A 26,465-nucleotide genomic window follows, 5' to 3' on the forward strand; every position below is an offset into this window, starting at 1 on the left:
GCTCGGCCGGGGAGCGGGCCGCGCCGCTGGCGCGCGGGGCGGCGCGGGTGGGGACGGATGCGGGCGACTCCGGGCGCACCTACCCCTCGATCGCGTATCAGCCCGGCCCGTACAACCCGGCCAGGGGCTATCGGCCAGAAGGTGAGCGGAATCCGTACGTGGAGCCGCCGCCCGCCGAGGCACCTCCGGCGGGGGGCGGCGGGGCGTACAGCGCGCCGACGATCGGCGCGGCGGTGCCGCCGCCGCTGCCGCCGGGGAAGCGGCGCGCGCGCAAGCAGCAGCCGCGCTGGGGGACGCCGGACGCGGACGGGCCACCGCCGCCGCCGGGGAAGCCCGGTGGTGGTACGGGCGGTCCGCGCAAGCGGCGGTGATGCGGGCCGGCGCCGGGGTTACGTTCAGTGGTGCAAGGCCAGGCGATAGCCTGTGCGCATCATGAGCGCGCCTGATGTCCCCACGCTGCTGGTCAAGATCTTCGGCAAGGACCGTCCTGGCATCACCGCCGGGCTGTTCGACACCCTCGCCGCCTACTCCGTCGATGTGGTCGACATCGAGCAGATCGTCACCCGTGGGCGCATCACCCTCTGCGCCCTGGTCACCGAGCCCGTCCACGCCACCGAGGGCGAGCTGCGGGCCACCGTGCACAGCTGGGCCGAATCGCTCAAGCTGCAGGCCGAGATCATCACCGGGCACGGGGACAACCGGCCGCGCGGGTCGGGCCGTTCGCACGTCACCGTGCTCGGGCATCCGCTGACCGCCGAGTCCACGGCGGCGATCGCCGCGGAGATCACCGGGACCGGCGGCAACATCGACCGGATCTTCCGGCTGGCCAAGTACCCCGTGACGGCGGTCGAGTTCGCCGTCTCCGGCGCCGCCACCGAGAAGCTGCGTACGGCGCTCGCCACCAAGGCCGCCGCCCTCGGCGTGGACATCGCCGTCGTCGCGTCCGGGCTGCAGCGGCGGGCGCAGCGCCTCGTCGTCATGGATGTGGACTCGACGCTCATCCAGGACGAGGTGATCGAGCTCTTCGCCGGGCACGCCGGCTGCGAGGACAAGGTCGCCGAGGTCACGGCCGCGGCGATGCGCGGCGAGCTGGACTTCGAGCAGTCGCTGCACGCCCGCGTCGCGCTGCTGGAGGGGCTCGACGAGGCCGTGGTGGAGAAGGTCCGCGAGCAGGTGCGGCTCACCCCCGGCGCCCGCACCCTCGTCCGTACGCTGAAGCGGCTCGGCTATCAGGTCGGCGTGGTCTCCGGCGGATTTACGCAGGTCACCGACCATCTCCAGGAGAAGCTCGGCCTGGACTTCGCCTCCGCCAACACCCTTGAGATCGTGGACGGCAAGCTCACCGGCCGGGTGACCGGGCCGATCGTCGACCGGGCGCAGAAGGCCCGCCTCCTCCGCTCCTTCGCCGAGCAGGCGGGGGTGCCGCTCGACCAGACCGTCGCCATCGGCGACGGCGCCAACGACCTCGACATGCTCAACGCGGCCGGCCTCGGCGTCGCCTTCAATGCCAAGCCCGTCGTACGGGAGGCCGCGCACACCGCGGTCAATGTCCCCTTCCTCGACACGGTGCTCTACCTCCTCGGCATCACCCGCGAGGAGGTAGAGGCCGCCGACGGCCTCGCCGAGTGAGCCGCCGGCCCATCGCGTCCAGGAACTCCACCAGTTCCGGCGGCTCCCGCACCTCGAGGTCGATCTCCAGCAGCGCGATCCGCACCGCCAGCCAGTCGAGCGCGTCGCCGCCCGTGATCAGTGTGCAGCGGTCCGCCGAGTCCGGATCCCGCTCCAGCCGGCCCGCGCCTCGCGGCAGCCGCCGGGCCGCCTCCGCCAGCGGTACGAACAGGGTCACCACCGCCCGGTAGCGGGCGCGCGGGCCCGCGATGCCCTCCGCGACGAAGGCGGCGGCGTCCTCGGCGGGCAGCTCCCGCGCCGGATGCCGTACGCCCGTGGGCCGGGGCTCGCTGATCCGGTCCACGCGGAAGCTCCGCCAGTCCTCCCGGTCCCGGTCGTACGCCACCAGATACCAGCGGCCGCCGGTGCTGACCAGCCGGAACGGCTCCACGTGCCGCGCGCCTGGGGCACCCTGCTTGCCCCGGTACCCGAACCGCAGCCCCTCCCCCTTGGTGCTGGCCGCCGCGAGCACCGCCAGGGTGTCCGCGTCCACCTCGCCGTGCGGCGCCGGAACGGCACCGGTCGGGCCGACGGTCAGCGGGACCGTGGCGCGCTGCAGGGTGCCGACGCGGCGGCGGAGACGGTCAGGAAGGACCTGTTCCAGCTTGGCCAGCGCCCGCGCGGAGGACTCGGCGATGCCCGAGATGTTGTCGGCCGCGGCCCGGCGCAGGCCGACCGCGACCGCCACCGCCTCGTCGTCGTCCAGCAGCAGCGGCGGCATGGCTTTCCCCGCCGTCAGCCGGTAGCCGCCGATCGCGCCGATGGTCGCCTCCACCGGATAGCCGAGCTCGCGCAGCCGGTCGATGTCGCGGCGTACCGTGCGCGGGCTGATGCTCAGCCGTTCGGCCAGCTCAGGACCGGTGTACTCGCGGCCGCTCTGCAGCACGGACAGCAGCTTCAGCAGCCTCGCCGGGGTGTCGCTCATGCCCTTCAGCATCGCAGAAAAGGCGGTCAGGTTCTGACCTGCTTCGGTCGTACCGTGATCGTATGGCTCACAACGACATGCGGATCGCCGGCGCCCGCGAGCACAACCTCAAGGACGTCGACGTCACCGTCCCCCGGGACAAGATCACCGTCGTGACCGGGGTCTCCGGCTCCGGCAAGTCCTCGCTTGTGTTCGGCACCATCGCCGCCGAATCGCAGCGGCAGCTGGCCGAGACCTTCTCCTCGTTCGTACGCAACCGGCTGCCCCGGCAGGAGCGGCCGCAGGCGGACCTGCTCGACCACCTCGCGCCCGCCGTGGTCATCGACCAGCGGCCGGTCGGCGGCGGGGCGCGCTCCACCGTCGGCACGATGACGGACATCTACACGGCGCTGCGGCTGCTGTTCTCGCGCATCGGCACGCCGAGCGCGGGTGAGTCGACGGCGTACTCGTTCAACGACCCGCGCGGGATGTGCCCGGAGTGCTCGGGGCTCGGCCGGGTGCGGCGGCTGGACCTGGAGGCGTTTCTGGACCGGTCGAAGTCGCTCAATGAGGGCGCGATCCGCTTCAAGCCGTTCGAGGTGGGCTCGGTGTGGTGGCAGACGTATGCCGAGTCGGGGCTGTTCGACCCGGACCTGCCGATCGGGGACTTCAGCCCGCAGGACTGGGACAAGCTGCTGTACGGCAAGGGCTTCCGGGTCCCGCGCCGCAACAAGAGCACCGGCGAGCAGGGCCACAACGCGTACGAGGGACTCGTCGTCCGCTTCAACCGGCTGTACCTGGACCGCGACGCACCCGCCCACTCCCGCGCCGCCGTGCGCCGCGTGGTCACCGAGGGCCCGTGCCCGGAGTGCGGCGGCTCGCGGCTGAACGAGGCGGCCAGGGCCTCGAAGATCGACGGCCGGTCGATCGCCGACCTGACCGCGCTCGACGCCGTCGACCTGCTCGCCGAGCTGAAGCAGATCGACGACCCGGTGGGCGGCCCGGTCGCGGCCGCGGCGGCCGGCTCGCTGGAGCGGCTGGTGGACATCGGGCTCGGGTATCTGAGCCTGGACCGGGCCACCGCGTCGCTGTCGGGCGGCGAGGCGCAGCGGCTGAAGACCGTACGGCAGCTGGGGTCGAGCCTCAGCGGGCTGACGTACATCTTCGACGAGCCGACGACGGGGCTGCACCCGCGCGATGTGCACCGCCTCACCGACCTGCTGCGGCAGCTGCGCGACAAGGGCAACACGGTGCTGGTCGTCGAGCACGACCGCGATGTGATGGCGGCCGCCGACCACGCGATCGACCTCGGCCCCGGCGCGGGCGCGCGCGGCGGCGAGGTGGTGTACGCGGGCCCTGCGGCGGGGCTCGGCGCGGCGGACACCGTGACCGGGCGGTGGCTGCGGCAGCGGGTGCCGGTGCGGGAGGAGGTGCGGGCGCCGGCGGGCTGGTTCGCCGTCGAGGGTGCCTCGCTGCACAACCTGCGCGATGTGCGCGTGCGCGTGCCGCTCGGCGTGCTGACCGCGGTCACCGGCGTCGCCGGGTCGGGGAAGAGCTCGCTGGTGGCGGAGTTCGTGCGGCGGTACGGGGCGGAGCGCGGGGAGCCGGTGGTGGTGGACCAGTCGGCGCCGCACGCGTCGTCGCGGTCGGCGGTGATCTCGTATCTCGGGCTGCTGGACACCGTGCGGCGGCTGTTCGCCCGCGCGACGGGCGCCGACGCGGCGCTGTTCAGCTTCAACTCCCGCGGGGCGTGCCCGGACTGCAAGGGCCTGGGCGTGATCCGCACCGACCTCGGCTACCTCGACCCGGTCACCACGCGGTGCGCGACCTGCGCGGGGCGGCGCTTCAATGCCGAGGCGCTGCGGCACACGGTGGCCGGGCTGTCGATCGCCGACGTATTCGAGCTGACCGCGGACCAGGCCGCCGAACACTTCGCCGCGGAGCCGGTGCTGCGCGGCCCGCTGCGGGCGCTCGCCGAGGTCGGGCTCGGGTACGTAAGGCTGGGGCAGTCGCTCACCGCGCTGTCGGGCGGTGAGCGGCAGCGGCTGAAGCTGGCCGGGCGGCTGGACGGCAGCGGCGGGGTGTACGTATTCGATGAGCCGACGACCGGGCTGCACATGGCCGATGTCGAGGTGCTGTCGGGCCTGCTCGACCGCCTGGTCGACGCGGGCAACACGGTGCTCGCCGTCGAGCACAACCTCGACGTAGTCAAGCGCGCGGACTGGGTGCTTGACCTGGGCCCGGACGGCGGCCGGGACGGCGGCCGGGTGGTGTTCGAGGGAACCCCGGCACAGCTGGCGGCGGCGGACACGGCGACCGCGGAGTATCTGCGCCGGGATCTCGCTGCTTAGGTGGAGGGCCGGGGCGCTGCCCCCGGCCCCCGCTGCCTACGTGTGTGATGTCCAGAAGTGCGTCAGCGTGCCGTCCATGCCGTGCTCCACGGACTTCCAGTCACCTGCGAAAGACACCACGGCGATCGCCGCCGTCGGAAAGCCGCTGCGGTTCATCCGGGCCGCCGCATCGTCGTCCGCGCGCGCGGACAGCGCGTCGGCGAGGGCGTGGACGCCGGGGTTGTGGCCGATCACGATGAGGTTCCGGACGTCGTCCGGGGTCTCGTTGACGACGGCGATCAGCTCGCCCAGGGACGCCTCGTAGAGCCGGTCCTCGTAAACGGTCTTGGGCCGCGCCGGCAGCTTCGGCACCACCAGCTTCCAGGTCTCGCGGGTGCGGACGGCGGTGGAGCACAGCGCTCGGTCGGGCGCGAGGCCCTCCTTCGCGAGCCAGTCTCCGGCGAGCGGGGCCTCCTTGCGGCCGCGCTCGGCGAGCGGGCGATCATGGTCGGACACCTGCGGCCAGTCTGCTTTCGCATGGCGGAGAAGGATGATGCTGCGGGCCGTTTCTACGCTCATGTGCCCCAGCTTCGCACGAAACGCGCCTGCGGGCGGGCGGTGTTGGGATGCTCGACCGGCATGGGTGACCTCCCGCAGGAGTGTCCCGGGCCGCGCCCGATCACATCAGCCCGGAGACCACATTGGCCTGGAACCAGGCGAGGAACTGCGACAGCGGCAGCTCGCCGCTCGCCGCCTGCGCTCCCCCGGCGCCGAGCGCCAGCAGCAGCGCGAAGGCGGCGACCGGCAGCGCCAGCACCCACCACCGCAGCCGCGTCTCGGCGGGGCTGCCCGGCCGGGTGGACCGGGGGGTGGGGACGGTGGCCGCCATGGGATCGCCTCCGGGGCTCTGGGGTGGGCGTTTCGCGTTACGTGGAACGCTACGCAGCCGGGGCCGCCGGTCCTATCCGGTGACCCACCCAGTTACCCCTGACCCTGGCCCCCTAGGGGACGGTGGGGCTAGCCCCACCCCCGCTCAGGAAAGCACCGTGGCGACGACCGAGATGACGATGGTGATCAGGGCGATGACACCCAGAATGCCCAGAAACTTCCGCTGGCCACCCTGGGGATTGGGCTCGAGGACTGGCATGCCGACCAGTCTCCCATGTCAGATCTCGTCCTCGACCACGCGGTCCCGCCCGGCCACCACGCCGACGCCGATCTGAATCACCATCAGCGCGGCCATCAGCCCCAGCGGCGCGCCCCAGCCGCCGGTGGCGCTGTAGAGGCCGCCGACGACGAGCGGGCCGGGGATGGAGATCACGTAACCGGTGGACTGGGCGAAGGCGGACAGCTTCACGACGCCGGCGCCGGTGCGCGAGCGCATGCCGATGAGGGTGAGCACGAGCGGGAAGGAGCAGTTGGACACGGCGAGCAGCAGCGCCCACACCCAGGCCCCGCCGTGCGGCCACAGCCACAGACCCGCATAGCCGGCCAGGCCGCACAGGCCCATCACGACCGCGATCGGGCCCTGGTGCTTGAGCCGCTCGGCGACCCGCGGCAGCACGAAGGCCAGCGGCACCCCGAGGCCCATGACGACCGCGAGCAGCACGCCGGCAGTGCCGGCCGAGAGGCCCGCGTCGCGGTAGATCTGCGGCAGCCAGCCGAGGGTCACGTACGCCGCGGTGGCCTGGAAGCCGAAGAAGACGCCGAGCGCCCAGGCGGTGGGGCTGCGGGTGAGGCGCACCGGCTGCGCGTCGGCCTGGGCGGCCTGCCGCGTGCCCCCGTCCGTCTTACGGTCGCCGCGCAGCACGCCGAACCAGGGCAGCACCGCGACGGCGGCGACCAGCGCCCAGGCGCCGAGCCCGATCCGCCAGCTGCCGCCGAAGGCGTGCGCGACGGGGACGGTGGCGGCCGCGGCGGCGGAGGTGCCGAGGGCGAGGCCCATCGAGTACAGGCCGGTCATCGGGCCGACCCGGTCGGGGAACCAGCGCTTGACGATGGCGGGCAGCAGGACGTTGCTGACCGCGATGCCGGCCAGGGCCAGGGCGCTGGCGGCCAGGAAGCCGGCGGTGTTGCCCAGCAGCGGCCGTACGAGCAGGCCCGCGGTGATGGCGACCATGCCGCCGCAGACGACCTTCGCCGGGCCGAAGCGGCGGGCCAGTCGCGGGGCGAGGCTGCCGAAGATCGCGAAACAGACGGCCGGCATGGAGGTGAGCAGGCCGGCGACGGTGCCGTTCATGCCGACGCCGTCGCGCACCTCCTCCATCATCGCGCCGAGCGAGGAGATGGCCGGGCGGAGGTTGATGGCGGCGAGAAGGAGGGCCGCCACCATGATCCGGCGCGGCCACGGGGAGGTGGTCGGCTCGGGGAGCGCGTCGGTCGCGCTGGTGCGGGTGGCAGTGGTCTTCTCGCGTAGCATGTTGCCCATCATAGAATCATGGGATGAATGCTTGTCCAGCCAGGACCAGAGGACCTGAGGAGATCTAGGTCATGCCCCTGCACTCCCCCCGCCGCGCGAGCCTGACCGACCAGGTCATCGCCGAGCTGCGGAACCAGATCACCTCCGGCGAGTGGCCGGTGGGCGACCGCATCCCCACCGAACCCGAGCTGGTGGAGCAGCTGGGTGTGGCCAGGAACACGGTCCGCGAGGCGGTCCGGGCGCTGGCCAACAACGGGCTGCTCGACATCCGGCAGGGCTCGGGCACGTATGTCGTGGCCACGAGCGAGCTCGCCGGGGTGATGCGGCGGCGCTTCGCGGGCTCCCGGATGCGGGACTTCGCGGAGCTGCGCAGCGCGCTGGAGTCGCAGGCGGCGCGGCTGGTGGCGGTGCGGCGTACGGAGCAGGAGCTGAAGCGGATCGACGCGCTGCTGGACCGGCGGGAGCGGGCATGGGCGGCGGGCGACGTGGCCGCCTTCGTGGACGCGGACGCGACCTTCCACCTGTCGGTGGTGACCGCGTCGCACAACGAGATCCTGACCGAGATGTACGCGGATCTGGACGCGGTGCTACGGGATCATCTGCACCTGGAGGTCGGCGCCGAGCTGCGGCCCGAGGTGTACATGGACCACGGGCGGCTCGTGGACGCGATCCGGGCGCAGAACGCCGATGCCGCGGGCGCGGAGGCGGCGGCGCACGCGCTGCACTGCGTGCTGGAGGGCCGCGGCGAGGAGCGGCTGCTCAGCGGGGAGCGTGGCTGACCCACGCCCTGGCTATCCCGAACCAGCAGCGGCCGCGGAACTCCCGGCCCTGGCTCGGGTTCAAGGTCACGGCCCGGCTGTCGGTGTCCGGGTCCCACCACTCCGCGCACTCGACGTGCAGCTGCACGCGGTCGGCGGTGCCGTTGGGGTTGTGGCAGCGGGCGGTGACGGTATCGCCGGTGACGTTCGTACGGCAGTCGGCGATGCTCGCGTCCGCTCGCGCGGGGGTCGCGAGGACGGTCCCCAGGAGGACGGCGGCGAGGAGGCTGCTGCGTCTGCGCATGACATCAACCTCCTCGGCCGTACTGCGGCTGAACGCCGCTGCTGCACCACAAGGACAACTCGCCGCGGGAAGACCGCGGATGCTGTCCTCTCAGGGTGCGCCCGGGGCGCTGGGAATGCGCCGCGAGTAGGCCGATCGAGGGACGTCGGGGCGGCGGGCGGGCGGGCGCGGCCGAACCGCACCCGCCAGCCTGACCTGCGCCGGGACCAAACCCCGCGCGGACGCCCCCGGCGCGCTACGCGCCGATCGCGTGCAGGCCGCCGTCGACGTGGATGATCTCGCCCGTCGTCTTCGGGAACCAGTCAGAGAGCAGGGCGACGATGCCCTTGCCCGCCGGCTCCGGGTCGGAGAGCTCCCACTTCAGCGGGGAGCGGCTGTCCCAGACGGCGGCGAGGTCGGAGAAGCCCGGGATGGACTTGGCCGCCATCGAGCCGATCGGGCCGGCCGAGATCAGGTTGCAGCGGATGTCGTCCTCGCCGAGGTAGCGGGCGAGGTAGCGGCTCGTCGACTCGAGCGCGGCCTTGGCCGGGCCCATCCAGTCGTACTGCGGCCACGCGAACTGCGCGTCGAAGGTGAGGCCGACCACCGAGCCGCCGTTCTCCATCAGCGGCTTGCACGCCATCGTCAGCGACTTCAGCGAGTACGCGGACACGTGCATCGCCGTAGACACCGACTCGAAGGGCGTCTCGAGGAAGTTGCCGCCCAGCGCGTCCTGCGGCGCGAAGCCGATGGAGTGCACGATGCCGTCGAGGCCGCCGAGCTCGGCGCGGACCTTGTCCGCGAGGCCGGCCAGGTGCTCGTCGTTGGAGACGTCCAGCTCAATGACCGTGGTCGGCTTCGGCAGCTTCTTCGCGATCCGCTCGGTGAGCGTCGGCCGCGGGAACGCCGTCAGGATGATCTCGGCGCCCTGCTCCTGCGCCAGCTTCGCGGCGTGGAAGGCGATGGAGGACTCCATCAGCACGCCGGTGATGAGGATGCGCTTGCCGTCAAGGATTCCACTCATGGTGCTCAGTGACCCATGCCCAATCCGCCGTCCACGGGAATGACGGCTCCGGTGATGTACGAGGCGTCGTCGGAGGCGAGGAAGCGCACCGTATTGGCGATCTCCTCCGGCTGCGCGTAACGGCCGAGCGGCACCTGGGAGACGATGCCCTGACGCTGCTCGTCCGTGAGCGCCTGGGTCATGTCGGTGTCGACAAAACCGGGCGCGACGACGTTGAAGGTGATACTGCGCGAGCCGAGCTCACGGGCGAGCGAGCGGGCGAAGCCGACCAGGGCCGCCTTGGAGGCGGCGTAGTTCGCCTGGCCGGGCGAGCCCATCAGGCCGACCACCGAGGAGATCAGCACGACGCGGCCCTTCTTGGCCCGCAGCATGCCGCGGTTCGCGCGCTTGACCACCCGGAAGGTGCCGGTGAGGTTGGTGTCGACGACCGAGGTGAAGTCCTCCTCGGACATCCGCATCAGCAGCTGGTCCTTGGTGATGCCCGCGTTCGCGACCAGCACCTCGACCGGGCCGTGCGCCTCCTCGATCTCCTTGTACGCCCGGTCCACCTGCTCGGTGTCGGTGATGTCGCACTTGACAGCCAAGAAGCCCTTGGGTGGCTCCCCGCTGCGGTACGTAATGGCGACCTTGTCGCCAGCGTCCACGAAGGCTTGGGCGATGGCGAGGCCGATGCCGCGGTTGCCTCCGGTTACCAGTACCGAGCGGCTCAAGGGTCCACCCTTTCGTCAGGTCAGGTCTCAACCCCTGAAAACTATCGGGCTGCGGCCGGGGACGGGCAATCCGCCCCCCACAGGGCACCCGTCCGGACGGTTGTCGGGTTTCCACAGAAAGGGCTGGGCGGAGAGCGGGCGGCCGGGAGATGATCGGTCGCGACACCGAACCAAGGATCTGGAGGCGGGTCGTGGCCCATTCGATCGATGATGCGTTCCTCGCGCTGCCGCTGAGCGCGCTCGCGGACGCCGCCCTGGCGCGCGCCCGCTCGCTCGGCGCCGAGCACGCGGACTTCCGGCTGGAGCGGGTGCGGGCGGCATCCTGGCGGCTGCGCGACGCGAAGCTCGCCGGCTCCTCGGACACGACGGACTTCGGCTATGCGGTGCGGGTGGTGCACGGCGGCGCCTGGGGCTTCGCCTCGGGCGTCGACATGACGCCGGACGCGGCGGCCCGGGTGGCCGGGCAGGCAGTGGCGATGGCGAAGCTGTCGGCGCAGGTGATCGCGGCGGCGGGCTCGGACGAGCGGGTGGAGCTGGCGCCGGAGCCGGTGCACGCGGAGAAGACCTGGATCTCGGCGTACGAGATCAGCCCCTTCGACGTACCGGACACCGAGAAGACCGGGCTGCTGACCGAGTGGAGCGAGCGGCTGCTGCGGGCGAAGGGCGTGGCGCATGTGGACGCCTCGCTGCTGACGGTGCAGGAGAACAAGTTCTACGCCGACACCGCCGGGACCTCCACCACGCAGCAGCGGGTGCGGCTGCATCCGGTGCTGGACGCGGTGGCGGTGGCGGAGTCGGGCGAGTTCGACTCGATGCGGACCATCGCGCCGCCGGTGGGGCGCGGCTGGGAGTATCTGACCGGCACCGGCTGGGACTGGGACGCGGAGCTGGAGCGGATCCCGGAGTGGCTGGCGGAGAAGATGGCGGCGCCGGCGGTCGAGGCGGGCACGTACGACCTGGTCGTGGACCCGTCCAATCTGTGGCTGACCATTCACGAGTCGATCGGGCACGCGACCGAGCTGGACCGGGCGCTCGGGTACGAGGCGGCGTACGCGGGGACCTCCTTCGCGACCTTCGATCAGCTCGGGAAGCTGCAGTACGGCTCCGACCTGATGAACGTGACCGGTGACCGGACCGCCGAGCACGGCCTCGCCACCGTCGGCTACGACGACGAGGGCGTGGCCGGGCAGTCCTGGGACCTGATCAAGGACGGCGTACTGGTCGGCTACCAGCTGGACCGCCGGATCGCGAAGCTGACCGGCTTCGAGCGGTCGAATGGCTGCGCCTACGCGGACTCCCCCGGCCACGTGCCGGTGCAGCGGATGGCGAACGTCTCGCTGCAGCCGGCGCCCGAGGGGCCGACGACGGACGAGCTGATCGGGGAGGTGGAGCGCGGGATCTACGTGGTCGGCGACCGGTCGTGGTCGATCGACATGCAGCGCTACAACTTCCAGTTCACCGGCCAGCGCTTCTTCAAGATCGAGAACGGGCGGCTGGCAGGCCAGCTCCGGGATGTGGCGTACCAGGCCACGACCACCGACTTCTGGGGCTCGATGTCCGCGGTCGGCGGCCCGGACACATACGTCCTCGGCGGCGCCTTCAACTGCGGCAAGGCCCAGCCGGGCCAGGTCGCGGCGGTCTCGCACGGCTGCCCGTCGGCCCTCTTCAGGAATGTGAACATCCTCAACACCACCCAGGAGGCGGGACGATGACAGAGCTCAGCCTTTCGATCCGGGGCGGCGCCGCAACCGGCCGGGGGTCCGGGGGTCGTCCCCCGGGACAGCACAGTCTCAACACCACCCAGGAGGCCGGTCGATGAGCAAGCCGCACGAGATCGTTGAGCGGGCCCTCGCGCTCTCCCGGGCGGACGGGTGCGTCGTCATCGCGGACGAGCAGTCGACGGCGAACCTGCGCTGGGCCGGGAACGCGCTCACGACGAACGGCGTCACCCGCGGCCGCCAGCTGACCGTCATCGCGACCGTCAACGGTCAGGAGGGCACCGCCTCCGGCGTCGTCTCCCGCGCCGCCGTGACCGCGGACGACCTGGAGAGTCTGGTACGGGCCGCCGAGTCGGCCGCCCTCGACGGCGGCCCCGCCGAGGACGCGCAGCCGCTGGTGACCGACGTGCCGCCATCCCCCGCCTTCACCGAGCCGCCCGCCGAGACCTCCTCCGAGGTCTTCGGCTCCTTCGCCCCGGCCCTCGGCGAGTCCTTCGCGACGGCCAAGCGCGGCGGCCGCGAGCTGTACGGCTTCGCGAACCACATGGTCACCTCGACCTATCTGGGCACGTCCACGGGCCTGCGGCTGCGGCACGACCAGCCGACCGGGACGCTGGAGATCAACGCCAAGTCCCCGGACCGCACGAAGTCCGCCTGGGCCGGGCGGGCCACCCGCGACTTCACCGACGTCGACCCGGCGGCGCTGGACGCCGAGCTCGCGCAGCAGCTCGCCTGGGCGGAGCGGCCGGTCGAGCTGCCGGCCGGACGGTACGAGACGCTGCTGCCGCCGTCCGCCGTGGCCGACCTGCTCACGTACATGTACTGGTCCGCCTCGGGCCGCGACGCCGTCGACGGCCGTACCGTCTTCTCCAAGCCGGGCGGCGCGACCAAGGCCGGTGAGCAGCTCGCCGAGCTGCCGCTGACGCTGCGCAGCGACCCGCACGCGCCGGGCCTGGAGGCCGCACCCTTCGTCATCGCGCACGCCTCCGGCGGCGACTACTCGGCCTTCGACAACGGCCTGCCGCTCACCGCCACCGACTGGATCCGCGACGGCAAGCTCGTGAACCTGCTCACCTCGCGCTTCTCCGCGGGCCTGACCGGGCTGCCGGTAGCACCCGAGATCGACAACCTGATCCTGGACGCGGGCGGCACGAAGTCGCTGGCGGAGATGGTCGCGGAGACCGAGCGCGGGCTGCTGCTGACCTGCCTCTGGTACATCCGCGAGGTGGACCCGGCGACGCTGCTGCTGACCGGTCTCACCAGGGACGGCGTCTATCTGGTGGAGAACGGGGAGGTCACCGGGGCGGTGAACAACTTCCGCTTCAACGAGTCCCCTGTCGACCTGCTGTCCAGGGCCACCGAGGCGGGACGGACCGAGCCGACGCTGCCGCGCGAGTGGGGCGACTGGTTCACCCGGGCCGCGATGCCGGCGCTGCGGGTGCCGGATTTCAATATGAGCTCGGTCAGCCAGGGCGTATAACCTCGTACCTGGCGCGAACCACCAATCACAAGGAGACACGAGAACCGTGACGGACATCGTCGACGAGCTCAAGTGGCGCGGGCTGATCGCCCTGTCCACTGACGAGGACGCACTGCGCAAGGCGTTCGCGGACGGGCCCGTCACGTTCTATTGCGGCTTCGACCCGACGGCCTCCAGCCTGCACCTGGGCAACCTGGTGCAGATCCTCACGCTGCGCCGGATCCAGCTGGCGGGCAACAAGCCGCTGGGTCTGGTCGGCGGGGCCACCGGCCTGATCGGCGACCCGAAGCCGGACGCCGAGCGCAAGCTCAACGACCTCGACACGGTCGCCGACTGGGTCGGCCGGCTGCGCGGTCAGATCGAGCGCTTCCTCGACTTCGAGGGCCCGCACGCGGCCGAGATGGTGAACAACCTGGACTGGACGTCCGGGCTGTCCGCGATCGAGTTCCTGCGGGACGTCGGCAAGCACTTCCGGGTCAACAAGATGATCGCCAAGGAGGCCGTCTCCCGGCGGCTGAACTCCGAGGCCGGCATCGGCTACACCGAGTTCAGCTACCAGATCCTGCAGGGCTACGACTTCCTGGAGCTCTACAAGCGCTACGGCTGCACGCTGCAGACCGGCGGCAGCGACCAGTGGGGCAATCTCACCTCGGGTACGGACCTGATCCACCGGGTGCACCCGGAGGCGTCAGTGCACGCGCTGGCCACGCCGCTGATCACGAAGGCGGACGGCACCAAGTTCGGCAAGACCGAGTCCGGCACCATCTGGCTGGACGCGGAGCGGACCACGCCGTACGCGTTCTACCAGTTCTGGCTGAACGCGGACGACCGGGACGTGTCGAACTTCCTGCGGATCTTCAGCTTCAAGAGCCGCGAGGAGATCGAGGAGCTGGAGCGGCTGACCGAGGAGAAGCCGCAGATGCGGGCCGCGCAGCGGGCGCTTGCGGAGGAGCTGACGGCGATGGTGCACGGCGCCGACCAGTGCGCCGCCGTGATCGCCGCGTCGAAGGCGCTCTTCGGCCAGGGCGACCTGGCGGAGCTGGACGAGGCCACCCTCGCCGCCTCGCTGTCCGAGCTGCCGCACGCGAAGGTGGCGGAGCTCGGCCCGGTGGTGGACCTGCTGGCCGAGACCGGGCTCTCGCCGTCGAAGTCGGCCGCCCGCCGCACGGTCAAGGAGGGCGGCGCGTACGTGAACAACGTCAAGGTCGCCGGCGAGGACGCGGTGCCGGCGGCGGCCGAGCTGCTGCACGGGCGCTGGCTGGTGCTGCGGCGCGGCAAGCGCAACCTGGCGGCGGTCGAGGTCGCGGCGGACTGATTCCAGGCCTGAGGGCCCGCTGCCGGTGCGTACCGGCGGCGGGCCCTTCGCTGTGGCGGCTAGCGGCCGCGGGCCCTCGCCTTGCTCTTGCCGCGCGTGCCCGCGTAGATCGGGGCGCCCAGGGCCACGATCGCCACGGCGCCGGCGAGCTGCAGGGCGTGCCGGATCCAGTCGATGCCCTTGGTGTCGTTGACCCCGATCCAGGACGCCACGGCATTGCCGAGGATCGCTCCGATGAGGCCGAAGACCAGGGTCAGCCAGATGGGAATGTTCTGCCTGCCCGGCAGGATGGCGCGCGCGGCGGCACCCAGTACCAAGCCGAACAAAATCGCCCACAACCAGCTCATGTCGCCTCCTAATGCGGCATTGTGCGCATGTCGTGCCAGTGTCCGTCGGGCGCACTTCGGCCGCATGTGGGAGGGGGCCGTATGCGGTACCCGGCCCTGGGCGTACCGTAGAGAAATATCCAGCTGGCGGGTGGTGGAGAGCGTGATGCGGAAGCGTGGAGGCACCGGCGGCTCCGGCGAGGTCTTCCGGATCACCGGGGCCCGCAAGAGCCTCGACGAGGACGTGCGCGGCCGGCAGCGGCGCTACGTGATCTCCATGCTGATCCGCGCCGCGGCGGTGGTCGCGGCGGCGCTGCTGTGGAACGTGGAGCGGTTCACCGCGATCTTCGCCCTCATCCTCGGGACCTTCCTCCCGTACGTGGCCGTCGTGGTCGCGAACGCCGGCCGGGAGAACGCGCCGGGGCTGCCGGAGGCGTTTGTGCCGAAGCCTGTGCAGCCGATGCTGGAGGGCCGGGTCATGGATGCCGAGGAGACGATCCCCGACCCCGCAGAGCACGCAGGCCCGGAGGAAACGGGGCACACCGGCCGTACGCACGGGGCGAGTTGAGCGCGAAGCTCAAGAAAACCTCAGATCAATAGTGCAGATCCGGTGCCTAGCGGTGGGGGTCCCGTGACATACTTCGTAGGCGCTCCGCATCCCCCGTCGGAGCGACGGACCGACGCCGGGCGGCTCCCCCCGTGGCTGCCCGGCGTCGCCCCCTCTCTAGGCTTGTAGCCGTGGACGAATCCTTGATCTGCTCAGCCAAGGGCTGTCGCGATGCTGCCGTCTGGGTGCTCGCCTGGAACAACCCCAAGCTGCACACCCCTGAGCGCCGCAAGACCTGGCTGGCGTGCGATGAACACCGCGAGCATCTGGCCCAATTCCTGGGCATGCGAGGGTTCTTGAAGGACGTAGTGGCGCTGAAGGACTGGCAGGAAGCCGAAGGCGCGTAGCGCGCTAGCCGCGTCGATCGCGCCTGACGGCGCTCGCCCTCAAGCGCCGGGCGGGCTTGATTCTGGTCGCCCTCGCCGCTTAGCCGCCGATTGCCGACATGGGCCTCTCTGGCTGTACGAAGCTCGGGTCGTCCAGGCCTGCCCCGGCCTTCTTCCCCCACATCGCGGCCTTCCAGCGCTCCACGATCTCCGCGTCCGACGCGCCGTCGCGGAGCGCGCCGCGCAGGTCCGACTCCTCGCGCGCGAACAGGCAGTTGCGCACCTGGCCGTCCGCCGTGAGACGCGTGCGGTCGCAGGCCCGGCAGAACGGGCGCGTCACCGAGGCGATCACGCCGACCCGGTGCGGGCCGCCGTCCACGAGCCAGCGCTCCGCGGGGGCCGAGCCGCGCTCGTCCGCGCCCTCCTCCGTCAGGTCGAAGCGGGTGCGGAGGCTCTGCAGGATGTCGCCCGCCGTGATCATGCCGTCGCGCTGCCAGCCGTGCTGGGCGTCCAGCGGCATCTGCTCGATGAAGCGGAGCTCGTAATCGTGCTCGATGGCCCAGGCCAGCAGGTCGGGGGCCTCGTCGTCATTCAGCCCGGGCATCAGGACCGCATTGACCTTCACCGGAGACAGACCCGCCTCGCGGGCCGCGGCCATGCCGCGGAGCACGTCGTCATGCCGCTTGCGGCGGGTGAGCTGCTGGAAGACCTCGGGCCTGAGGGTGTCGAGCGAGACATTGACCCGGTCCAGGCCGGCGGCCTTCAGCGCCGGGGCCGTACGCTCCAGGCCGATGCCATTGGTGGTCAGCGACATCTGCGGGCGGGGCTCCAGGGCCGCGACCCGCTCCACGATGCCGACCAGGCCGGGGCGCAGCAGCGGCTCGCCGCCGGTGAAGCGGACCTCGGTGATGCCGAGGTCGGTCACCGCGATCCGGATCAGCCGGACGATCTCGTCGTCCGTGAGCAGGTCGGGCTTACCGAGCCACTGCAGACCCTCCTCGGGCATGCAGTACGTACAGCGGAGATTGCAGCGGTCCGTCAGGGACACGCGCAGATCGGTTGCGGTGCGCCCGAACGTGTCCAAGAGCATGTGGCGGCCTCTCCAGGTGGATGTTCCTACAGTCGGCAGCCTACGCGAGGGCACCGACATCGGGCACGGACGAAACCTCACATCCGTATCGCGGAAAACTGTGGAAAAAGCCGGGCGGGCGGCACCCGACAACGGTGCCGCCCGCCCTGACCTGCGACTGAGCGGCTCAGTGCGCGCCCGCCCCGGACAGGGAGCGGACCTCGAGCTCGGCGAACTTCTCGCCGTCCTCGTCCTCGTCCTTCGTCAGGAGCGAGCCCAGGATGCCCAGCAGGAAGCCCATCGGGATGGAGATCAGCCCCGGGTTCTCCAGCGGGAACCAGGCGAAGTCCACACCCGGCCACATCGACGTTTCCTTGCCGGAGACCACCGGCGAGAAGAGCACCAGGCCCACGGCCGTGATCAGGCCGCCGTAGATCGACCACAGGGCGCCATTGGTGTTGAAGCGCTTCCAGAAGAGGCTGTAGAGGATCGTCGGCAGGTTCGCCGAGGCGGCCACCGCGAAGGCGAGCGCCACCAGACCCGCGACATTCAGATTCCCGGCGAAGACGCCGAGGCCGATCGCGACGCCGCCGATCAGCACCGCGGAGATACGGGCCGCGCCGACCTCCTGCTTCTCGCTCGCCTTGCCGCGCTTGATGACGTTTGCGTAGATGTCGTGCGCGAACGACGACGACGAGGCCAGCGTCAGCCCCGCGACCACCGCCAGGATCGTCGCGAAGGCGACCGCGGAGATCACGGCGAGCAGGATCGCGCCCCAGGCGCTGCCGTCACCGCCGCCCAGATGGTAGGCGAGCAGTGGCGCCGCCGTATTGCCCGCCGGGTTGGATTCGGTGATCTCCTTCGGGCCGACCAGCGCGGCGGCGCCGAAGCCGAGGGCGATCGTCATCAGGTAGAAGGCGCCGATCAAGCCGATCGCCCACAGCACGGACTTACGGGCGACCTGCGCCGTCGGCACCGTGTAGAAGCGGATCAGGATGTGCGGCAGGCCCGCGGTCCCGAGGATCAGGGCGATGCCCAGCGAGATGAAGTCGATCTTCGACGTGGTCGAGACCCCGTACTTCAGACCGGGCTCCAGGAAGGCCGCGCCCTTGCCGCTCTCCTCGGCCGCGGTGCCGAGCAGGTCGGAGATGTTGAAGTTGAACTCTGCCAGCACCATGATCGTCAGCAGCAGCGCACCGGTCATCAGCAGCGCGGCCTTGACGATCTGCACCCAGGTGGTGCCCTTCATGCCGCCGATCGTCACGTAGAGAATCATGATGACGCCGACGAGGACGACGATCAGGTTCTTGCCGCCCTCCCCGCTGATGCCGAGCAGCAGCGCCACCAGCGCGCCCGCGCCGACCATCTGCGCCAGCAGATAGAAGATGGACACGACGATCGTCGAGACGCCCGCGGCGGTACGGACCGGGCGCTGCCGCATCCGGTACGCGAGCACGTCGCCCATGGTGAACCGGCCGGAGTTGCGCAGCGGTTCGGCGACCAGCAGCAGCGCCACCAGCCAGGCGACCAGGAAGCCGATGGAGTAGAGGAACCCGTCGTAACCGGAGAGTGCGATGGCGCCCGCGATGCCGAGGAAGGACGCCGCCGACATGTAATCGCCGGAGATGGCAAGGCCGTTCTGGAAGCCGGTGAAGGAGCGGCCGCCGGCGTAGAAGTCGGTGGCGTCCTTGGTCTTGCGGCCGGCCCAGACGGTGATGGCGAGGGTCGCCGCCACGAAGAGCGAGAAGAGCGAGATGATCAGCGGGCGGTGCTCCTTGGCCTCGATGGCCAGGGTGAAGGTCGTACTCATGCGTCACGCTCCACTGCGTCGTTCTCGCTCTCCACGCGGTTCTTGATGGCCTCGGCCTTCGGGTCGATCTTGGCGGCGGCGTGCCGGGCGTAGAACCACGCGATGAGGAACGTGGTGACGAACTGCAGAACGCCCAGGACGAAGGCGACATTGATGTTGCCGGCGACCTTCGTGCCCATGGCGTCGGTCGCGAAAACGGACAGCAGGACGTATGCCAGGTACCAGACGACGAACGCGACGGTGAGCGGGAACGAGAAGGAGCGGTAGGCGCGGCGGAGGGCGCCGAACTCCTGGCTCTGCTGCACCGCTGTGTAGCGCCCCGGCCCCGGCTGCTTGGGGATGCTTCCTGGGGGTGGTGCGGACACGGTCTCTCCTGGTGATCAAGGGGGCGGGGTTGTGAGCGTTCACAGCACCTCGTGAGCTGAGTCACAACACGTTTCCGCGCGCATGTTACGGGTGCGGTTCCTGATCCAAAAGATGGCGGCGCGGGAAATCGCCCGCCAAGTTGCGTATTGATGGCGGACCGTGATCGGCGATAGCTTCGCTTGCCATGTACCCGACCGCGGGAGGGAGACCCGCGGATCGGACCTGACGGATGATCTGGAGACCCCATGACCCATCCCAGACCTCGGTGGACCCGCATGGCCGCGGCGTCCACCGGGCTCGCTCTCACGGTCGCGCTCGGCTTCCTGCCGGGTTCGGCCTCCGCCGACGCGGCACGCGACGCGGAGGTGGCAGCCGCGGGCGCCAAGGCCGCCGGTGACACGCTGCCTTACCTCGTGAACGCCGACACCGACCGGGGCACCACAGCCCGGGTCACGAAGGCGATAGCCGCGGCGGACGGCAAGCTCGTGAAGGCCTATGAGCGCATAGGCGTGTTCATCGTCCACTCGGCCAACGCGGACTTCGCCAAGGAACTGCGCGGCGTCCGCGGTGTGGACTCGGCGGGCGCGGCCCGCACGGCACCGCTCAAGCCGGCCTGGACGGACGAGGACAAGGAGGGGGCACCGAAGCCGTATTCGCTCGCGGACGCCCCGAAGGCGGCCGCGGACCAGGAGCCACTGGAGCCCGAGCAGTGGGACCTGCGCGCCATCAAGTCCGACAAGGCGAACAAGATCAACCCGGGTAGCAAGAAGGTGACCGTCGGCGTCATCGACACCGGTGTCGACGACACCCACCCGGACCTGGCGCCCAACTTCAGCAAGTCGCAGTCGGCGAACTGCGTCGGCGGCGTGGCTGATACGAGCGACGGGGCCTGGCGGCCGTACACCTCCGACGCCTACCACGGCACGCACGTGGCGGGCGAGGTCGCGGCGGCGCGTAACGGCGTCGGTGTGGCCGGTGTGGCGCCGGGCGTGAAGGTGGCGTCCATCAAGGTGTCCGAGCCGGACACCCAGCTGTTCTTCCCGGAGTCGGTGGTCTGCGCGTTCGTCTTCGCGGCCGACCACGGCATCGAGATCACCAACAACAGCTATTACGTGGACCCGTGGCTCTACAACTGCAAGGACGACCCGGACCAGCGTGCCATCGTGGACGCGGTCGGCCGGGCCTCCGCGTACGCGCAGAAGAAGGGCCTGCTGAACGTCGCCTCGGCGGGTAACTCCAACCACGACCTCGACTCGGACGCGATCGTGGACGACTCCTCGCCGGACGACACCACGCCGGTCGAGCGCACCATCGACCCGTCGGAGTGCTGGGACATCCCGACCCAGCTGCCGGGCGTGGCGACGGTGTCCGCGACCGGTGTCCAGGACCTGAAGTCGTACTACTCCACGTACGGCAAGGGCTGGGTCGACGTGGCGGCGCCGGGTGGCGACAAGTACCAGATCCCGGACAACCCGTCGAAGAACGGCCGCATCCTGTCGACCATGCCTGACGGCGCGTACGCGTGGCTGCAGGGCACGTCGATGGCGGCACCGCACGTCTCCGGCGTGGCCGCGCTGCTGAAGTCGACGCACCCGTATGCCAACGGTGCGCAGCTGCAGCAGCTGCTCAAGGCGCAGGCCGACAACCCGGGCTGCCCGGAGTTCTACGACCCGGACGGCAATGGTGTCGAGGACTCCACCTGCGAAGGGTCGAAGAGGTCGAACGGCTTCTACGGCAAGGGCATCGTGGACGCGCTGGACGCGGTGCGCTGATCCGCCGGGCCGCCCGGTAGCAGGCCTGTGACGAGCAGGTACTGGGCGGCCAGGTAGGTCGACATCACCAAGAACCCGGCCGCCGGCGGCTGCGGCCAGTCGGCGAGCCGGGTCGCGATGAGGGTGTCGGAGAGGAGAAAGAGCGCCCCTCCGGCACCCGCTCGCGTTCCGGCCCCGCTCGCCCGCCAGGCCATGGCGGCGAGCAGCAGGCTGTACGCGGCGACCGGGCCGCGCAATGCCGGGTCGAGGCCCGGCCAGAGCGCCGCGAGGGTGGCCGCCCAGACGGCGGCGTACGCGATCGCGGCCACGCGGTGCGGGCGGTGGCCGCGGGCCCTGAACAGCGCCAGATAGCAGACGTGTCCGGCCGCGAAGGCGCCCATTCCGGCGAGGAACGCCGGGCCGCCGATCTGCAGCAGCACGTCTCCTGCGGCGCCGCAGAGCAGCGCGGCGATGAGCAGCCGCGGCCCGCCACGGAGCGCCGCGTATACGGCCAGCAGCGGCATGAGCAGGGGCTTGGTGGCGTACTCGAGCGGCTGCAGGCCGAAGAGCAGGGCGGCGAGGTGCAGCGCGGATACGGCGGTGAAGGCGCGCAGCGCCAGGCGGCTGTTCACCGGGGCTGCGGGTCCGGCTCCGGCGCGGGTGCCGGACGGGCCGTAGCGGGTGATGCGGCCGACGGCTGCCAGCCTGGGCCGCGGAAGACCCGGGCCGCGCGTTCCCGCCAGTCCCCGGCCGCCCGCACATCCCGCGCGATCGCCGCGTACTCGTGCGTCGCCACCCGGAGCGGGTTGAACGTCGTGATGTTCTTCGTCAGGCCGTAGGCGCACGGCTCCCGCTCCGGTTCGAAGGAGCCGAAGAGCCGGTCCCAGACGATCAGGATGCCGCCGAAGTTGCGGTCCAGGTAGTTGCCTTGCGAGGCGTGGTGGACGCGGTGGTGGGACGGGGTGTTGAGGACGTACTCGACCGGCCGTGGCAGCCGGCCGATGCGCTCGGTGTGGATCCAGAACTGGTAGACGAGGTTCACCGACGAGCAGAACGCCAGCGCCGCCGGGTGCACGCCGCACAGGATCATCGGCAGGTAGAACGGCCAGGACGTCGCCGAGGTCCAGGGCTGCCGCAGGGCGGTCGAGAGGTTGAACTTCCGGCTGGAGTGGTGCACCACATGGGAGGCCCACAGCAGCCGGACGACGTGGTGGCCGCGGTGCGACCAGTAGTAGCAGAAGTCCTGCGCGAGCAGCGTCAGCAGCAGCGCCCACCACACCACCGGGACGCGCAGCGGCGTCAGCTCGTAGACGGCCGCGTAGACCGCGACGACCGGGATCTTCCACAGCAGGTCGGTGAAGATGCTGCCGAGGCCCATCGTCATCGATGTGACCGCGTCCTTGGTCTCGTAGCCCGCCGCTTCCTCGTCCGGGTGCAGCCGGTAGCTGATCACCTCGGCGAGGGTGAGGACGAGGAAGGCCGGGATGGACCACAGCACCACATCGGGCAGGTCAGGCATGGTGCGAACCCTAGAACGGCGATCGAGCGGCGCCTAGGCGCGGGAGCGGGCCAGTTCCGCCGGCTGCTTGCGGATGAAGGCCGTGCGCAGGGCGTGGTACGGGGAGTCCGCGGCGTAGAAGTTGCGCCACATCCGGGCGAGTTCGCCGGAGCGGTACCACTCCAGTGGCTTGATCGACTCGTCCCGCTCCCGCCGCCGCCGCTTCTCGCGCAGCCGCGCCGCCAGATGCCGGGAGGCCGCGACCGTCTGCGCCAGCTCGGCCGCCGCTGACCGGAACTCCTCGGGCCCTGCCGGGAGTACGTGATCGACCAGGCCCAGGTGCCGCGCCCGGCTGGCGCTCACCGGCACCGCGTCGTCGGTCAGCAGGTGCGCCTGCTCCCAGCCGACCCGGCGGGGCAGCGTGTACGTCCAGTACTCGGACCCGTACAGGCCCATCCGCCGGTAGTGCGGGTTCAGTATCACGCCCTGCCGGCACCACACTTCGTCGGCCGCGAGCGCGAACATCACGCCGCCGGCCGCCGCATTGCCGCCGAGCGCGGCGACGGTGAGCCGGTCGGTGGTCTCCAGCACCGCCTTCACCACGTCGTTCATCGCGTTGATGTTGGCCCATGACTCCCCCGCCGGATCGTCCGCGGCCTCGATGGTGCCCAGGTGTATGCCGTTGGAGAAGAAGTCCCGTTCACCGCCGAGGACCAGCACCTTGGTGCGGCGGGTGAGCGCGTGCCGGTACGCGGCCAGCAGCCGGCGGCACTGGTCGGTGGACATCGCGCCCGCCGGGAAGGAGAAGCCGAGGACGCCGACGCGGCCGCCGGCGTGCTCGCGGTAGTGGATGTCGGTCCAGGTGCGGCGCCCGGCGGGGAGCGTGAGCGGCGCGGGGACGTGCGGCAGCAGCTGCGCCGTGGCACCGAGGGCTTTGGTGGCGGGCATCTTGAAGGTGGCGGGTCCTTCGGCCGTACGCCGCGGCCGCAGCTGCGTCAGCCACACCGCGCCGTCCGCCGTGGCCCGGCACACCGCGCCCGCGCGGCGGGCGAGTAGCCGCCCCGGCCGCCCGCGCAGCTCGTCCTCCGCGTGCCCGCCGTAGAGGAAGTACTCGCGCCCGCCGATCTCGTCGAGCACGCCGGGGAAGGAGTCGGCCGCGCGCAGCTTGCGCAGCACGGTCCGCGTGTCGTCGGCGGCCCAGTCGATGCGCCGCCGGTCCTGCCGGAAGTACGGGCGGGCCCGCCCGCGCACGTCGGGGCGGGTGTAGTCCAGCGGCTCCGGCACGTACCGGCCGGAGGCATAGCGCTCGACGGCCAGATGCACCGCCTGCAGCGCGGCGTCGGCGATCTCGCCCCGGTACAGGTCGCTCTTCGCCCGCGGCGGCAGTTCGCAGCCGACCGTGGCCCAGATGTCGCCGCCGTCCATCTCCTCGGCGGCCTGCAGCACGGTGACGCCCCACCGCCGCTCGCCGCCGTCGACGGCCCAGTCGAGCGCGGAGGGGCCGCGGTCGCCCATCGGGCCGGGGTGGACGATCAGGCAGACCCGGCGCTTGTAGACCTCAGCAGGAATGGCGGTCTTCAGCATCGGGGCGATGACGAGATGCGGGTCGTCCTGCTCGACCGCCCGGCTCAACGCGCTCTCGTCACCCGCCTCCCGGAACCGGACGAGGTGCCCGCGGTCGCCGAGTTCGGCCTCCACGCGCTGGGTGAGGGAGTTGTACGCGGTGGCGATCAACAGGATGCGCATGGGTTCCTCTCCTGCAGCCAGGTCGAGGTCGGGAGCCTGTGTCGGTCGCATATGCCGCAGCGATACCCCACCGAATCGTTCGCTATGCGCAGATGCCTCCACTGCTCCCACTTGCTCATTACGGGTCCGGATCGATCACGAACGTGCACTGGCACGCCGATCTTTACCGGCGGTACGTTTCGGATTCGTACCACCGTCACGCACGTGACCGTTGATACGAGCAGCTTGGTCCGGCACCCCACGGCTCCCAGGAGGTCACCCTCTCCATGTCTTCTTCTCCGCTCGACCGCCGCCGCTTTCTGCAGCTGGCCGGCGGTACGGCCGCCTTCGCGGCGCTGGCCTCCAGCATCGACCGCGCGGCCGCGATCCCCGCCAAGCGCGTGGCGGGGGACATCTCGGATATCCAGCACATCGTGGTGCTGATGCAGGAGAACGAGTCCTTCGACCACTACCTCGGCCCGCTGAACGGCGTCCGCGGCTTCGGCGACCCGCGCCCGGTGACGCTGCCGTCGGGCAAGAGCGTGTGGCACCAGGCGGACGGCGGCGGCAAGGAGGTGCTGCCGTTCCGGCCCGCGGCGGACGACCTCGGGATGAAGTACCTCCAGGGCCTCAACCACGACTGGGCGGGCGGCCAGGCGGCCTTCAACGACGGCGCGTACGACAACTGGATAGCCGCGAAGTCCCCGGCGACGATGTCGTATCTGAACCGCTCCGACATCCCCTTCCACTACGCGCTCGCGGACAAGTTCACCATCTGCGACGCGTACCACTGCTCGTTCATCGGGGCCACGGACCCGAACCGCTACTTCATGTTCGCCGGCAGCAACGGCCAGGACGGCACCGGTGGCGGCCCGGTGATGGGCAACGAGGAGGCGGGCTACGGCTGGACGACCTACCCCGAGCGGCTGGAGAAGGCCGGGGTGTCGTGGAAGGTCTACCAGGACATCGGCGACGGCCTGGACGCGAACGGCAAGTGGGGCTGGATCGAGGACGCCTTCCGCGGCAATTACGGCGACAACTCGCTGCTGTGGTTCAACAACTACCGCAACGCCAAGCCGGGCGACCCGCTCTTCGACAAGGCCCGTACCGGCACCAACGCGAAGGCGGGCGAAGGCTACTTCGACCAGCTCAAGGCTGACGTCCAGGCCGGCAAGCTGCCGAAGATCTCGTATGTCGTCTCGCCCGAGGCCTTCAGCGAGCACGCCAACTGGCCGCCGAACTACGGCGCCTGGTACATCGCGCGGGTGCTGGACGCGCTGACCTCGAACCCGGAGGTCTGGTCGAAGACGGCCCTGTTCATCACGTACGACGAGAACGACGGCTTCTTCGACCACGTGGTGCCGCCGCACCCGCCGCTGGGCGAGGGGCGGGGCGCGTCGACGGCGGACGCCTCGAAGGACTACTACACGGGCGGGGTCTCGGGATACACCGCGAAGGGCCCGTTCGGCTTCGGCCCGCGGGTGCCGACCTTCGTCGTATCCCCGTGGTCGACGGGCGGCTACGTCTGCTCGGAGACCTTCGACCACACCTCGCTCGTGCAGTTCATGGAGAAGCGCTTCGGGGTGGAGGAGCCGAACATCACGCCGTGGCGGCGGGCGGTGGCGGGCGACCTGACGTCGGCCTTCGACTTCTCGGTGAAGGTCACGGACCCGGCGGAACTCCCGCCGACGGACGCGTACGAGCCCCCGGACAAGAACCGCCACCCGGACTTCCCCTTCACGCCGCCGGCCGACCCGTCGATGCCGAAGCAGGAGGCGGGCAGCCGGCCGACGCGCCCGCTGCCGTACGCGCCGGTGGTGGACGCGGCGGTGGACACGGCGAAGGGCGCGGTGTCGCTGAGCTTCACGGGCGGCAGGAAGGCGGGCGCGTGCTTCTACGTGACGTCCGCCGGCTCGGCGAAGGCGCCGACGCGCACGTACACGACGGAGGCGGGCAAGACCCTGCGGGGGACGTGGAAGGCGTCGGGGCAGGGCGCGTACGACCTGTCGGCGTACGGCCCGAACGGCACGCTGGCGCGCTTCAAGGGCGCGGCGAAGGTGAAGGGCGCGGAGGTGAAGGCGCGACACGACGCGTCTTCCGGGAACCTGAAGCTCACCTTCACGAACACGGGCTCCTCGGCTCACAGTCTGACGGTGGCGAACGCGTACGGCGGCGCGAAGGAGACCTTCACGGTGAAGCCGGGCGCGACGGTGGAGCACACGGTGGACCTGAGCGGCAGCAAGCGCTGGTACGACGTGTCGGTGACGTCGGCGGAGGACGCCGGGTGGCTGCGGCGCTTCGCGGGGCATGTGGAGACGGGGGCGAAGGGGGTCAGCGACCCGGCGCTGGCCACAAGCTGACGGACCGATGGGCTGATG

General features: G+C 71.1%; 25 protein-coding genes and 1 pseudogene. 11 read left to right on the forward strand and 15 right to left on the reverse strand.

Annotated elements, in window-relative coordinates:
* Both G5C51_RS09740 and serB read left to right on the forward strand, forming a co-directional pair.
* A pseudogene (locus G5C51_RS09740) lies at window positions 1–371 on the forward strand (hypothetical protein); the annotation flags it as partial.
* Window positions 372–432: 61 nt separating this feature from the next.
* Window positions 433–1,629 (forward strand): phosphoserine phosphatase SerB, encoded by a 1,197-nt coding sequence (gene serB / locus G5C51_RS09745; protein ID WP_165235026.1) that lies wholly within the window; start codon window positions 433–435, stop codon window positions 1,627–1,629.
* Here serB and G5C51_RS09750 read toward each other — a convergent pair.
* Window positions 1,586–2,593, reverse strand: a complete 1,008-nt coding sequence (locus tag G5C51_RS09750) for a helix-turn-helix transcriptional regulator (protein ID WP_165235029.1) — start codon at window positions 2,591–2,593, stop codon at window positions 1,586–1,588. The genes serB and G5C51_RS09750 overlap by 44 nt on opposite strands.
* Window positions 2,594–2,655: 62 nt before the next feature.
* Here G5C51_RS09750 and G5C51_RS09755 point away from each other — a divergent pair, with 62 nt between their 5' ends.
* Window positions 2,656–4,923 carry an ATP-binding cassette domain-containing protein gene (locus G5C51_RS09755; RefSeq protein ID WP_165235032.1) on the forward strand — a complete coding sequence of 756 codons (2,268 nt, stop codon included), beginning with the start codon at window positions 2,656–2,658 and terminating at the stop codon, window positions 4,921–4,923.
* Between the two features lie 36 nt (window positions 4,924–4,959).
* On the opposite strand, the gene G5C51_RS09760 is transcribed toward G5C51_RS09755, so the two are convergent.
* From G5C51_RS09760 to G5C51_RS09770, 4 genes are all read right to left on the reverse strand, one after another.
* The gene (locus G5C51_RS09760; protein ID WP_165235035.1) at window positions 4,960–5,481 is read right to left on the reverse strand and encodes a SixA phosphatase family protein; all 522 of its coding nucleotides are present in this window, start codon (window positions 5,479–5,481) and stop codon (window positions 4,960–4,962) included.
* Window positions 5,482–5,581: 100 nt separating this feature from the next.
* On the reverse strand, window positions 5,582–5,791 hold the full coding sequence (locus G5C51_RS09765) for a hypothetical protein (protein WP_165235038.1): 210 nt from the start codon (window positions 5,789–5,791) through the stop codon (window positions 5,582–5,584).
* Window positions 5,792–5,935: 144 nt separating this feature from the next.
* The gene (locus G5C51_RS43725) at window positions 5,936–6,049 is read right to left on the reverse strand and encodes an SGM_5486 family transporter-associated protein (protein WP_276617612.1); all 114 of its coding nucleotides are present in this window, start codon (window positions 6,047–6,049) and stop codon (window positions 5,936–5,938) included.
* Between the two features lie 18 nt (window positions 6,050–6,067).
* Window positions 6,068–7,321 (reverse strand): CynX/NimT family MFS transporter, encoded by a 1,254-nt coding sequence (locus G5C51_RS09770; protein WP_420824794.1) that lies wholly within the window; start codon window positions 7,319–7,321, stop codon window positions 6,068–6,070.
* Window positions 7,322–7,392: 71 nt separating this feature from the next.
* Between G5C51_RS09770 and G5C51_RS09775 the strand changes: the two genes are divergently transcribed.
* Window positions 7,393–8,100 (forward strand): FadR/GntR family transcriptional regulator, encoded by a 708-nt coding sequence (locus G5C51_RS09775; protein ID WP_165235043.1) that lies wholly within the window; start codon window positions 7,393–7,395, stop codon window positions 8,098–8,100.
* Here G5C51_RS09775 and G5C51_RS09780 read toward each other — a convergent pair.
* The 3 genes from G5C51_RS09780 to fabG all read right to left on the reverse strand — a co-directional run bounded on the left by G5C51_RS09780 (window position 8,081) and on the right by fabG (window position 10,096).
* Window positions 8,081–8,383 (reverse strand): hypothetical protein, encoded by a 303-nt coding sequence (locus G5C51_RS09780; protein WP_206313648.1) that lies wholly within the window; start codon window positions 8,381–8,383, stop codon window positions 8,081–8,083. The two genes, G5C51_RS09775 and G5C51_RS09780, sit on opposite strands and share 20 nt — an antisense overlap.
* A gap of 235 nt (window positions 8,384–8,618) precedes the next feature.
* Window positions 8,619–9,386: an enoyl-ACP reductase FabI gene (gene fabI, locus G5C51_RS09785; RefSeq protein WP_165235046.1), complete on the reverse strand. Its 768-nt coding sequence runs from the start codon at window positions 9,384–9,386 to the stop codon at window positions 8,619–8,621.
* A gap of 5 nt (window positions 9,387–9,391) precedes the next feature.
* Window positions 9,392–10,096: a 3-oxoacyl-[acyl-carrier-protein] reductase gene (fabG, locus tag G5C51_RS09790; RefSeq protein WP_165235049.1), complete on the reverse strand. Its 705-nt coding sequence runs from the start codon at window positions 10,094–10,096 to the stop codon at window positions 9,392–9,394.
* Window positions 10,097–10,287: 191 nt separating this feature from the next.
* Here fabG and G5C51_RS09795 point away from each other — a divergent pair, with 191 nt between their 5' ends.
* From G5C51_RS09795 to tyrS, 3 genes are all read left to right on the forward strand, one after another.
* Complete coding sequence (locus G5C51_RS09795; RefSeq protein ID WP_165235052.1) at window positions 10,288–11,808, forward strand: metallopeptidase TldD-related protein; 1,521 nt, start codon at window positions 10,288–10,290, stop codon at window positions 11,806–11,808.
* Window positions 11,809–11,911: 103 nt separating this feature from the next.
* On the forward strand, window positions 11,912–13,294 hold the full coding sequence (locus G5C51_RS09800; RefSeq protein WP_165235054.1) for a TldD/PmbA family protein: 1,383 nt from the start codon (window positions 11,912–11,914) through the stop codon (window positions 13,292–13,294).
* A gap of 46 nt (window positions 13,295–13,340) precedes the next feature.
* Complete coding sequence (tyrS, locus tag G5C51_RS09805) at window positions 13,341–14,609, forward strand: tyrosine--tRNA ligase (RefSeq protein ID WP_165235057.1); 1,269 nt, start codon at window positions 13,341–13,343, stop codon at window positions 14,607–14,609.
* Between the two features lie 59 nt (window positions 14,610–14,668).
* On the opposite strand, the gene G5C51_RS09810 is transcribed toward tyrS, so the two are convergent.
* Complete coding sequence (locus G5C51_RS09810; protein WP_165235060.1) at window positions 14,669–14,956, reverse strand: GlsB/YeaQ/YmgE family stress response membrane protein; 288 nt, start codon at window positions 14,954–14,956, stop codon at window positions 14,669–14,671.
* 145 nt (window positions 14,957–15,101) lie between these two features.
* Between G5C51_RS09810 and G5C51_RS09815 the strand changes: the two genes are divergently transcribed.
* Entirely contained in the window at window positions 15,102–15,503 is a 402-nt protein-coding gene (locus G5C51_RS09815; RefSeq protein ID WP_165235063.1) for a DUF3099 domain-containing protein, read from the forward strand.
* A 170-nt stretch (window positions 15,504–15,673) separates the two neighbouring features.
* Window positions 15,674–15,889 carry a hypothetical protein gene (locus G5C51_RS09820; RefSeq protein WP_165235066.1) on the forward strand — a complete coding sequence of 72 codons (216 nt, stop codon included), beginning with the start codon at window positions 15,674–15,676 and terminating at the stop codon, window positions 15,887–15,889.
* Between the two features lie 79 nt (window positions 15,890–15,968).
* Here G5C51_RS09820 and moaA read toward each other — a convergent pair whose 3' ends face one another.
* From moaA to G5C51_RS09835, 3 genes are all read right to left on the reverse strand, one after another.
* Entirely contained in the window at window positions 15,969–16,958 is a 990-nt protein-coding gene (gene moaA / locus G5C51_RS09825; RefSeq protein WP_165235069.1) for a GTP 3',8-cyclase MoaA, read from the reverse strand.
* Between the two features lie 166 nt (window positions 16,959–17,124).
* On the reverse strand, window positions 17,125–18,747 hold the full coding sequence (locus G5C51_RS09830; RefSeq protein ID WP_165235072.1) for a solute symporter family protein: 1,623 nt from the start codon (window positions 18,745–18,747) through the stop codon (window positions 17,125–17,127).
* Window positions 18,744–19,112 carry a DUF485 domain-containing protein gene (locus tag G5C51_RS09835; protein ID WP_165235075.1) on the reverse strand — a complete coding sequence of 123 codons (369 nt, stop codon included), beginning with the start codon at window positions 19,110–19,112 and terminating at the stop codon, window positions 18,744–18,746. The genes G5C51_RS09830 and G5C51_RS09835 overlap by 4 nt, the downstream gene beginning before the upstream one ends.
* A 246-nt stretch (window positions 19,113–19,358) precedes the next feature.
* Here G5C51_RS09835 and G5C51_RS09840 point away from each other — a divergent pair, with 246 nt between their 5' ends.
* The gene (locus G5C51_RS09840) at window positions 19,359–20,885 is read left to right on the forward strand and encodes a S8 family peptidase (RefSeq protein ID WP_165235078.1); all 1,527 of its coding nucleotides are present in this window, start codon (window positions 19,359–19,361) and stop codon (window positions 20,883–20,885) included.
* Here the strand turns inward: G5C51_RS09840 and G5C51_RS09845 are convergent.
* The 3 genes from G5C51_RS09845 to G5C51_RS09855 are packed head-to-tail and all read right to left on the reverse strand — an operon-like array spanning window position 20,843 to window position 24,108.
* Window positions 20,843–21,496: a lysoplasmalogenase family protein gene (locus G5C51_RS09845; RefSeq protein ID WP_165235081.1), complete on the reverse strand. Its 654-nt coding sequence runs from the start codon at window positions 21,494–21,496 to the stop codon at window positions 20,843–20,845. The genes G5C51_RS09840 and G5C51_RS09845 overlap by 43 nt on opposite strands.
* The gene (locus tag G5C51_RS09850) at window positions 21,493–22,383 is read right to left on the reverse strand and encodes a sterol desaturase family protein (RefSeq protein WP_165235084.1); all 891 of its coding nucleotides are present in this window, start codon (window positions 22,381–22,383) and stop codon (window positions 21,493–21,495) included. The genes G5C51_RS09845 and G5C51_RS09850 overlap by 4 nt, the downstream gene beginning before the upstream one ends.
* Window positions 22,384–22,416: 33 nt before the next feature.
* Complete coding sequence (locus G5C51_RS09855; RefSeq protein ID WP_165235087.1) at window positions 22,417–24,108, reverse strand: hydrogenase maturation protein; 1,692 nt, start codon at window positions 24,106–24,108, stop codon at window positions 22,417–22,419.
* A gap of 266 nt (window positions 24,109–24,374) precedes the next feature.
* Between G5C51_RS09855 and G5C51_RS09860 the strand changes: the two genes are divergently transcribed.
* Window positions 24,375–26,447: a phosphocholine-specific phospholipase C gene (locus G5C51_RS09860; RefSeq protein ID WP_165235090.1), complete on the forward strand. Its 2,073-nt coding sequence runs from the start codon at window positions 24,375–24,377 to the stop codon at window positions 26,445–26,447.
* Window positions 26,448–26,465: the final 18 nt, after the last annotated feature.

This window comes from Streptomyces coryli (assembly GCF_011044975.1).
GTDB classification, from domain to species: Bacteria; Actinomycetota; Actinomycetes; order Streptomycetales; family Streptomycetaceae; genus Streptomyces; species Streptomyces coryli.

What these genes read in the sequence shown, in the direction of transcription:
- serB (WP_165235026.1), top strand. Translation starts at nt 433, where the DNA reads ATGAGCGCGCCTGATGTCCCCACGCTGCTGGTCAAGATCTTCGGCAAG.
- G5C51_RS09765 (WP_165235038.1), bottom strand. Translation starts at nt 5,791, where the DNA reads ATGGCGGCCACCGTCCCCACCCCCCGGTCCACCCGGCCGGGCAGCCCC.
- G5C51_RS09755 (WP_165235032.1), top strand. Translation starts at nt 2,656, where the DNA reads ATGGCTCACAACGACATGCGGATCGCCGGCGCCCGCGAGCACAACCTC.
- G5C51_RS43725 (WP_276617612.1), bottom strand. Translation starts at nt 6,049, where the DNA reads ATGCCAGTCCTCGAGCCCAATCCCCAGGGTGGCCAGCGGAAGTTTCTG.
- G5C51_RS09830 (WP_165235072.1), bottom strand. Translation starts at nt 18,747, where the DNA reads ATGAGTACGACCTTCACCCTGGCCATCGAGGCCAAGGAGCACCGCCCG.
- G5C51_RS09770 (WP_420824794.1), bottom strand. Translation starts at nt 7,321, where the DNA reads ATGCTACGCGAGAAGACCACTGCCACCCGCACCAGCGCGACCGACGCG.
- G5C51_RS09780 (WP_206313648.1), bottom strand. Translation starts at nt 8,383, where the DNA reads ATGCGCAGACGCAGCAGCCTCCTCGCCGCCGTCCTCCTGGGGACCGTC.
- G5C51_RS09775 (WP_165235043.1), top strand. Translation starts at nt 7,393, where the DNA reads ATGCCCCTGCACTCCCCCCGCCGCGCGAGCCTGACCGACCAGGTCATC.
- G5C51_RS09840 (WP_165235078.1), top strand. Translation starts at nt 19,359, where the DNA reads ATGACCCATCCCAGACCTCGGTGGACCCGCATGGCCGCGGCGTCCACC.
- G5C51_RS09860 (WP_165235090.1), top strand. Translation starts at nt 24,375, where the DNA reads ATGTCTTCTTCTCCGCTCGACCGCCGCCGCTTTCTGCAGCTGGCCGGC.
- G5C51_RS09810 (WP_165235060.1), bottom strand. Translation starts at nt 14,956, where the DNA reads ATGAGCTGGTTGTGGGCGATTTTGTTCGGCTTGGTACTGGGTGCCGCC.
- G5C51_RS09855 (WP_165235087.1), bottom strand. Translation starts at nt 24,108, where the DNA reads ATGCGCATCCTGTTGATCGCCACCGCGTACAACTCCCTCACCCAGCGC.
- G5C51_RS09800 (WP_165235054.1), top strand. Translation starts at nt 11,912, where the DNA reads ATGAGCAAGCCGCACGAGATCGTTGAGCGGGCCCTCGCGCTCTCCCGG.
- G5C51_RS09760 (WP_165235035.1), bottom strand. Translation starts at nt 5,481, where the DNA reads ATGAGCGTAGAAACGGCCCGCAGCATCATCCTTCTCCGCCATGCGAAA.
- G5C51_RS09750 (WP_165235029.1), bottom strand. Translation starts at nt 2,593, where the DNA reads ATGAGCGACACCCCGGCGAGGCTGCTGAAGCTGCTGTCCGTGCTGCAG.
- fabI (WP_165235046.1), bottom strand. Translation starts at nt 9,386, where the DNA reads ATGAGTGGAATCCTTGACGGCAAGCGCATCCTCATCACCGGCGTGCTG.
- moaA (WP_165235069.1), bottom strand. Translation starts at nt 16,958, where the DNA reads ATGCTCTTGGACACGTTCGGGCGCACCGCAACCGATCTGCGCGTGTCC.
- G5C51_RS09850 (WP_165235084.1), bottom strand. Translation starts at nt 22,383, where the DNA reads ATGCCTGACCTGCCCGATGTGGTGCTGTGGTCCATCCCGGCCTTCCTC.
- G5C51_RS09815 (WP_165235063.1), top strand. Translation starts at nt 15,102, where the DNA reads ATGCGGAAGCGTGGAGGCACCGGCGGCTCCGGCGAGGTCTTCCGGATC.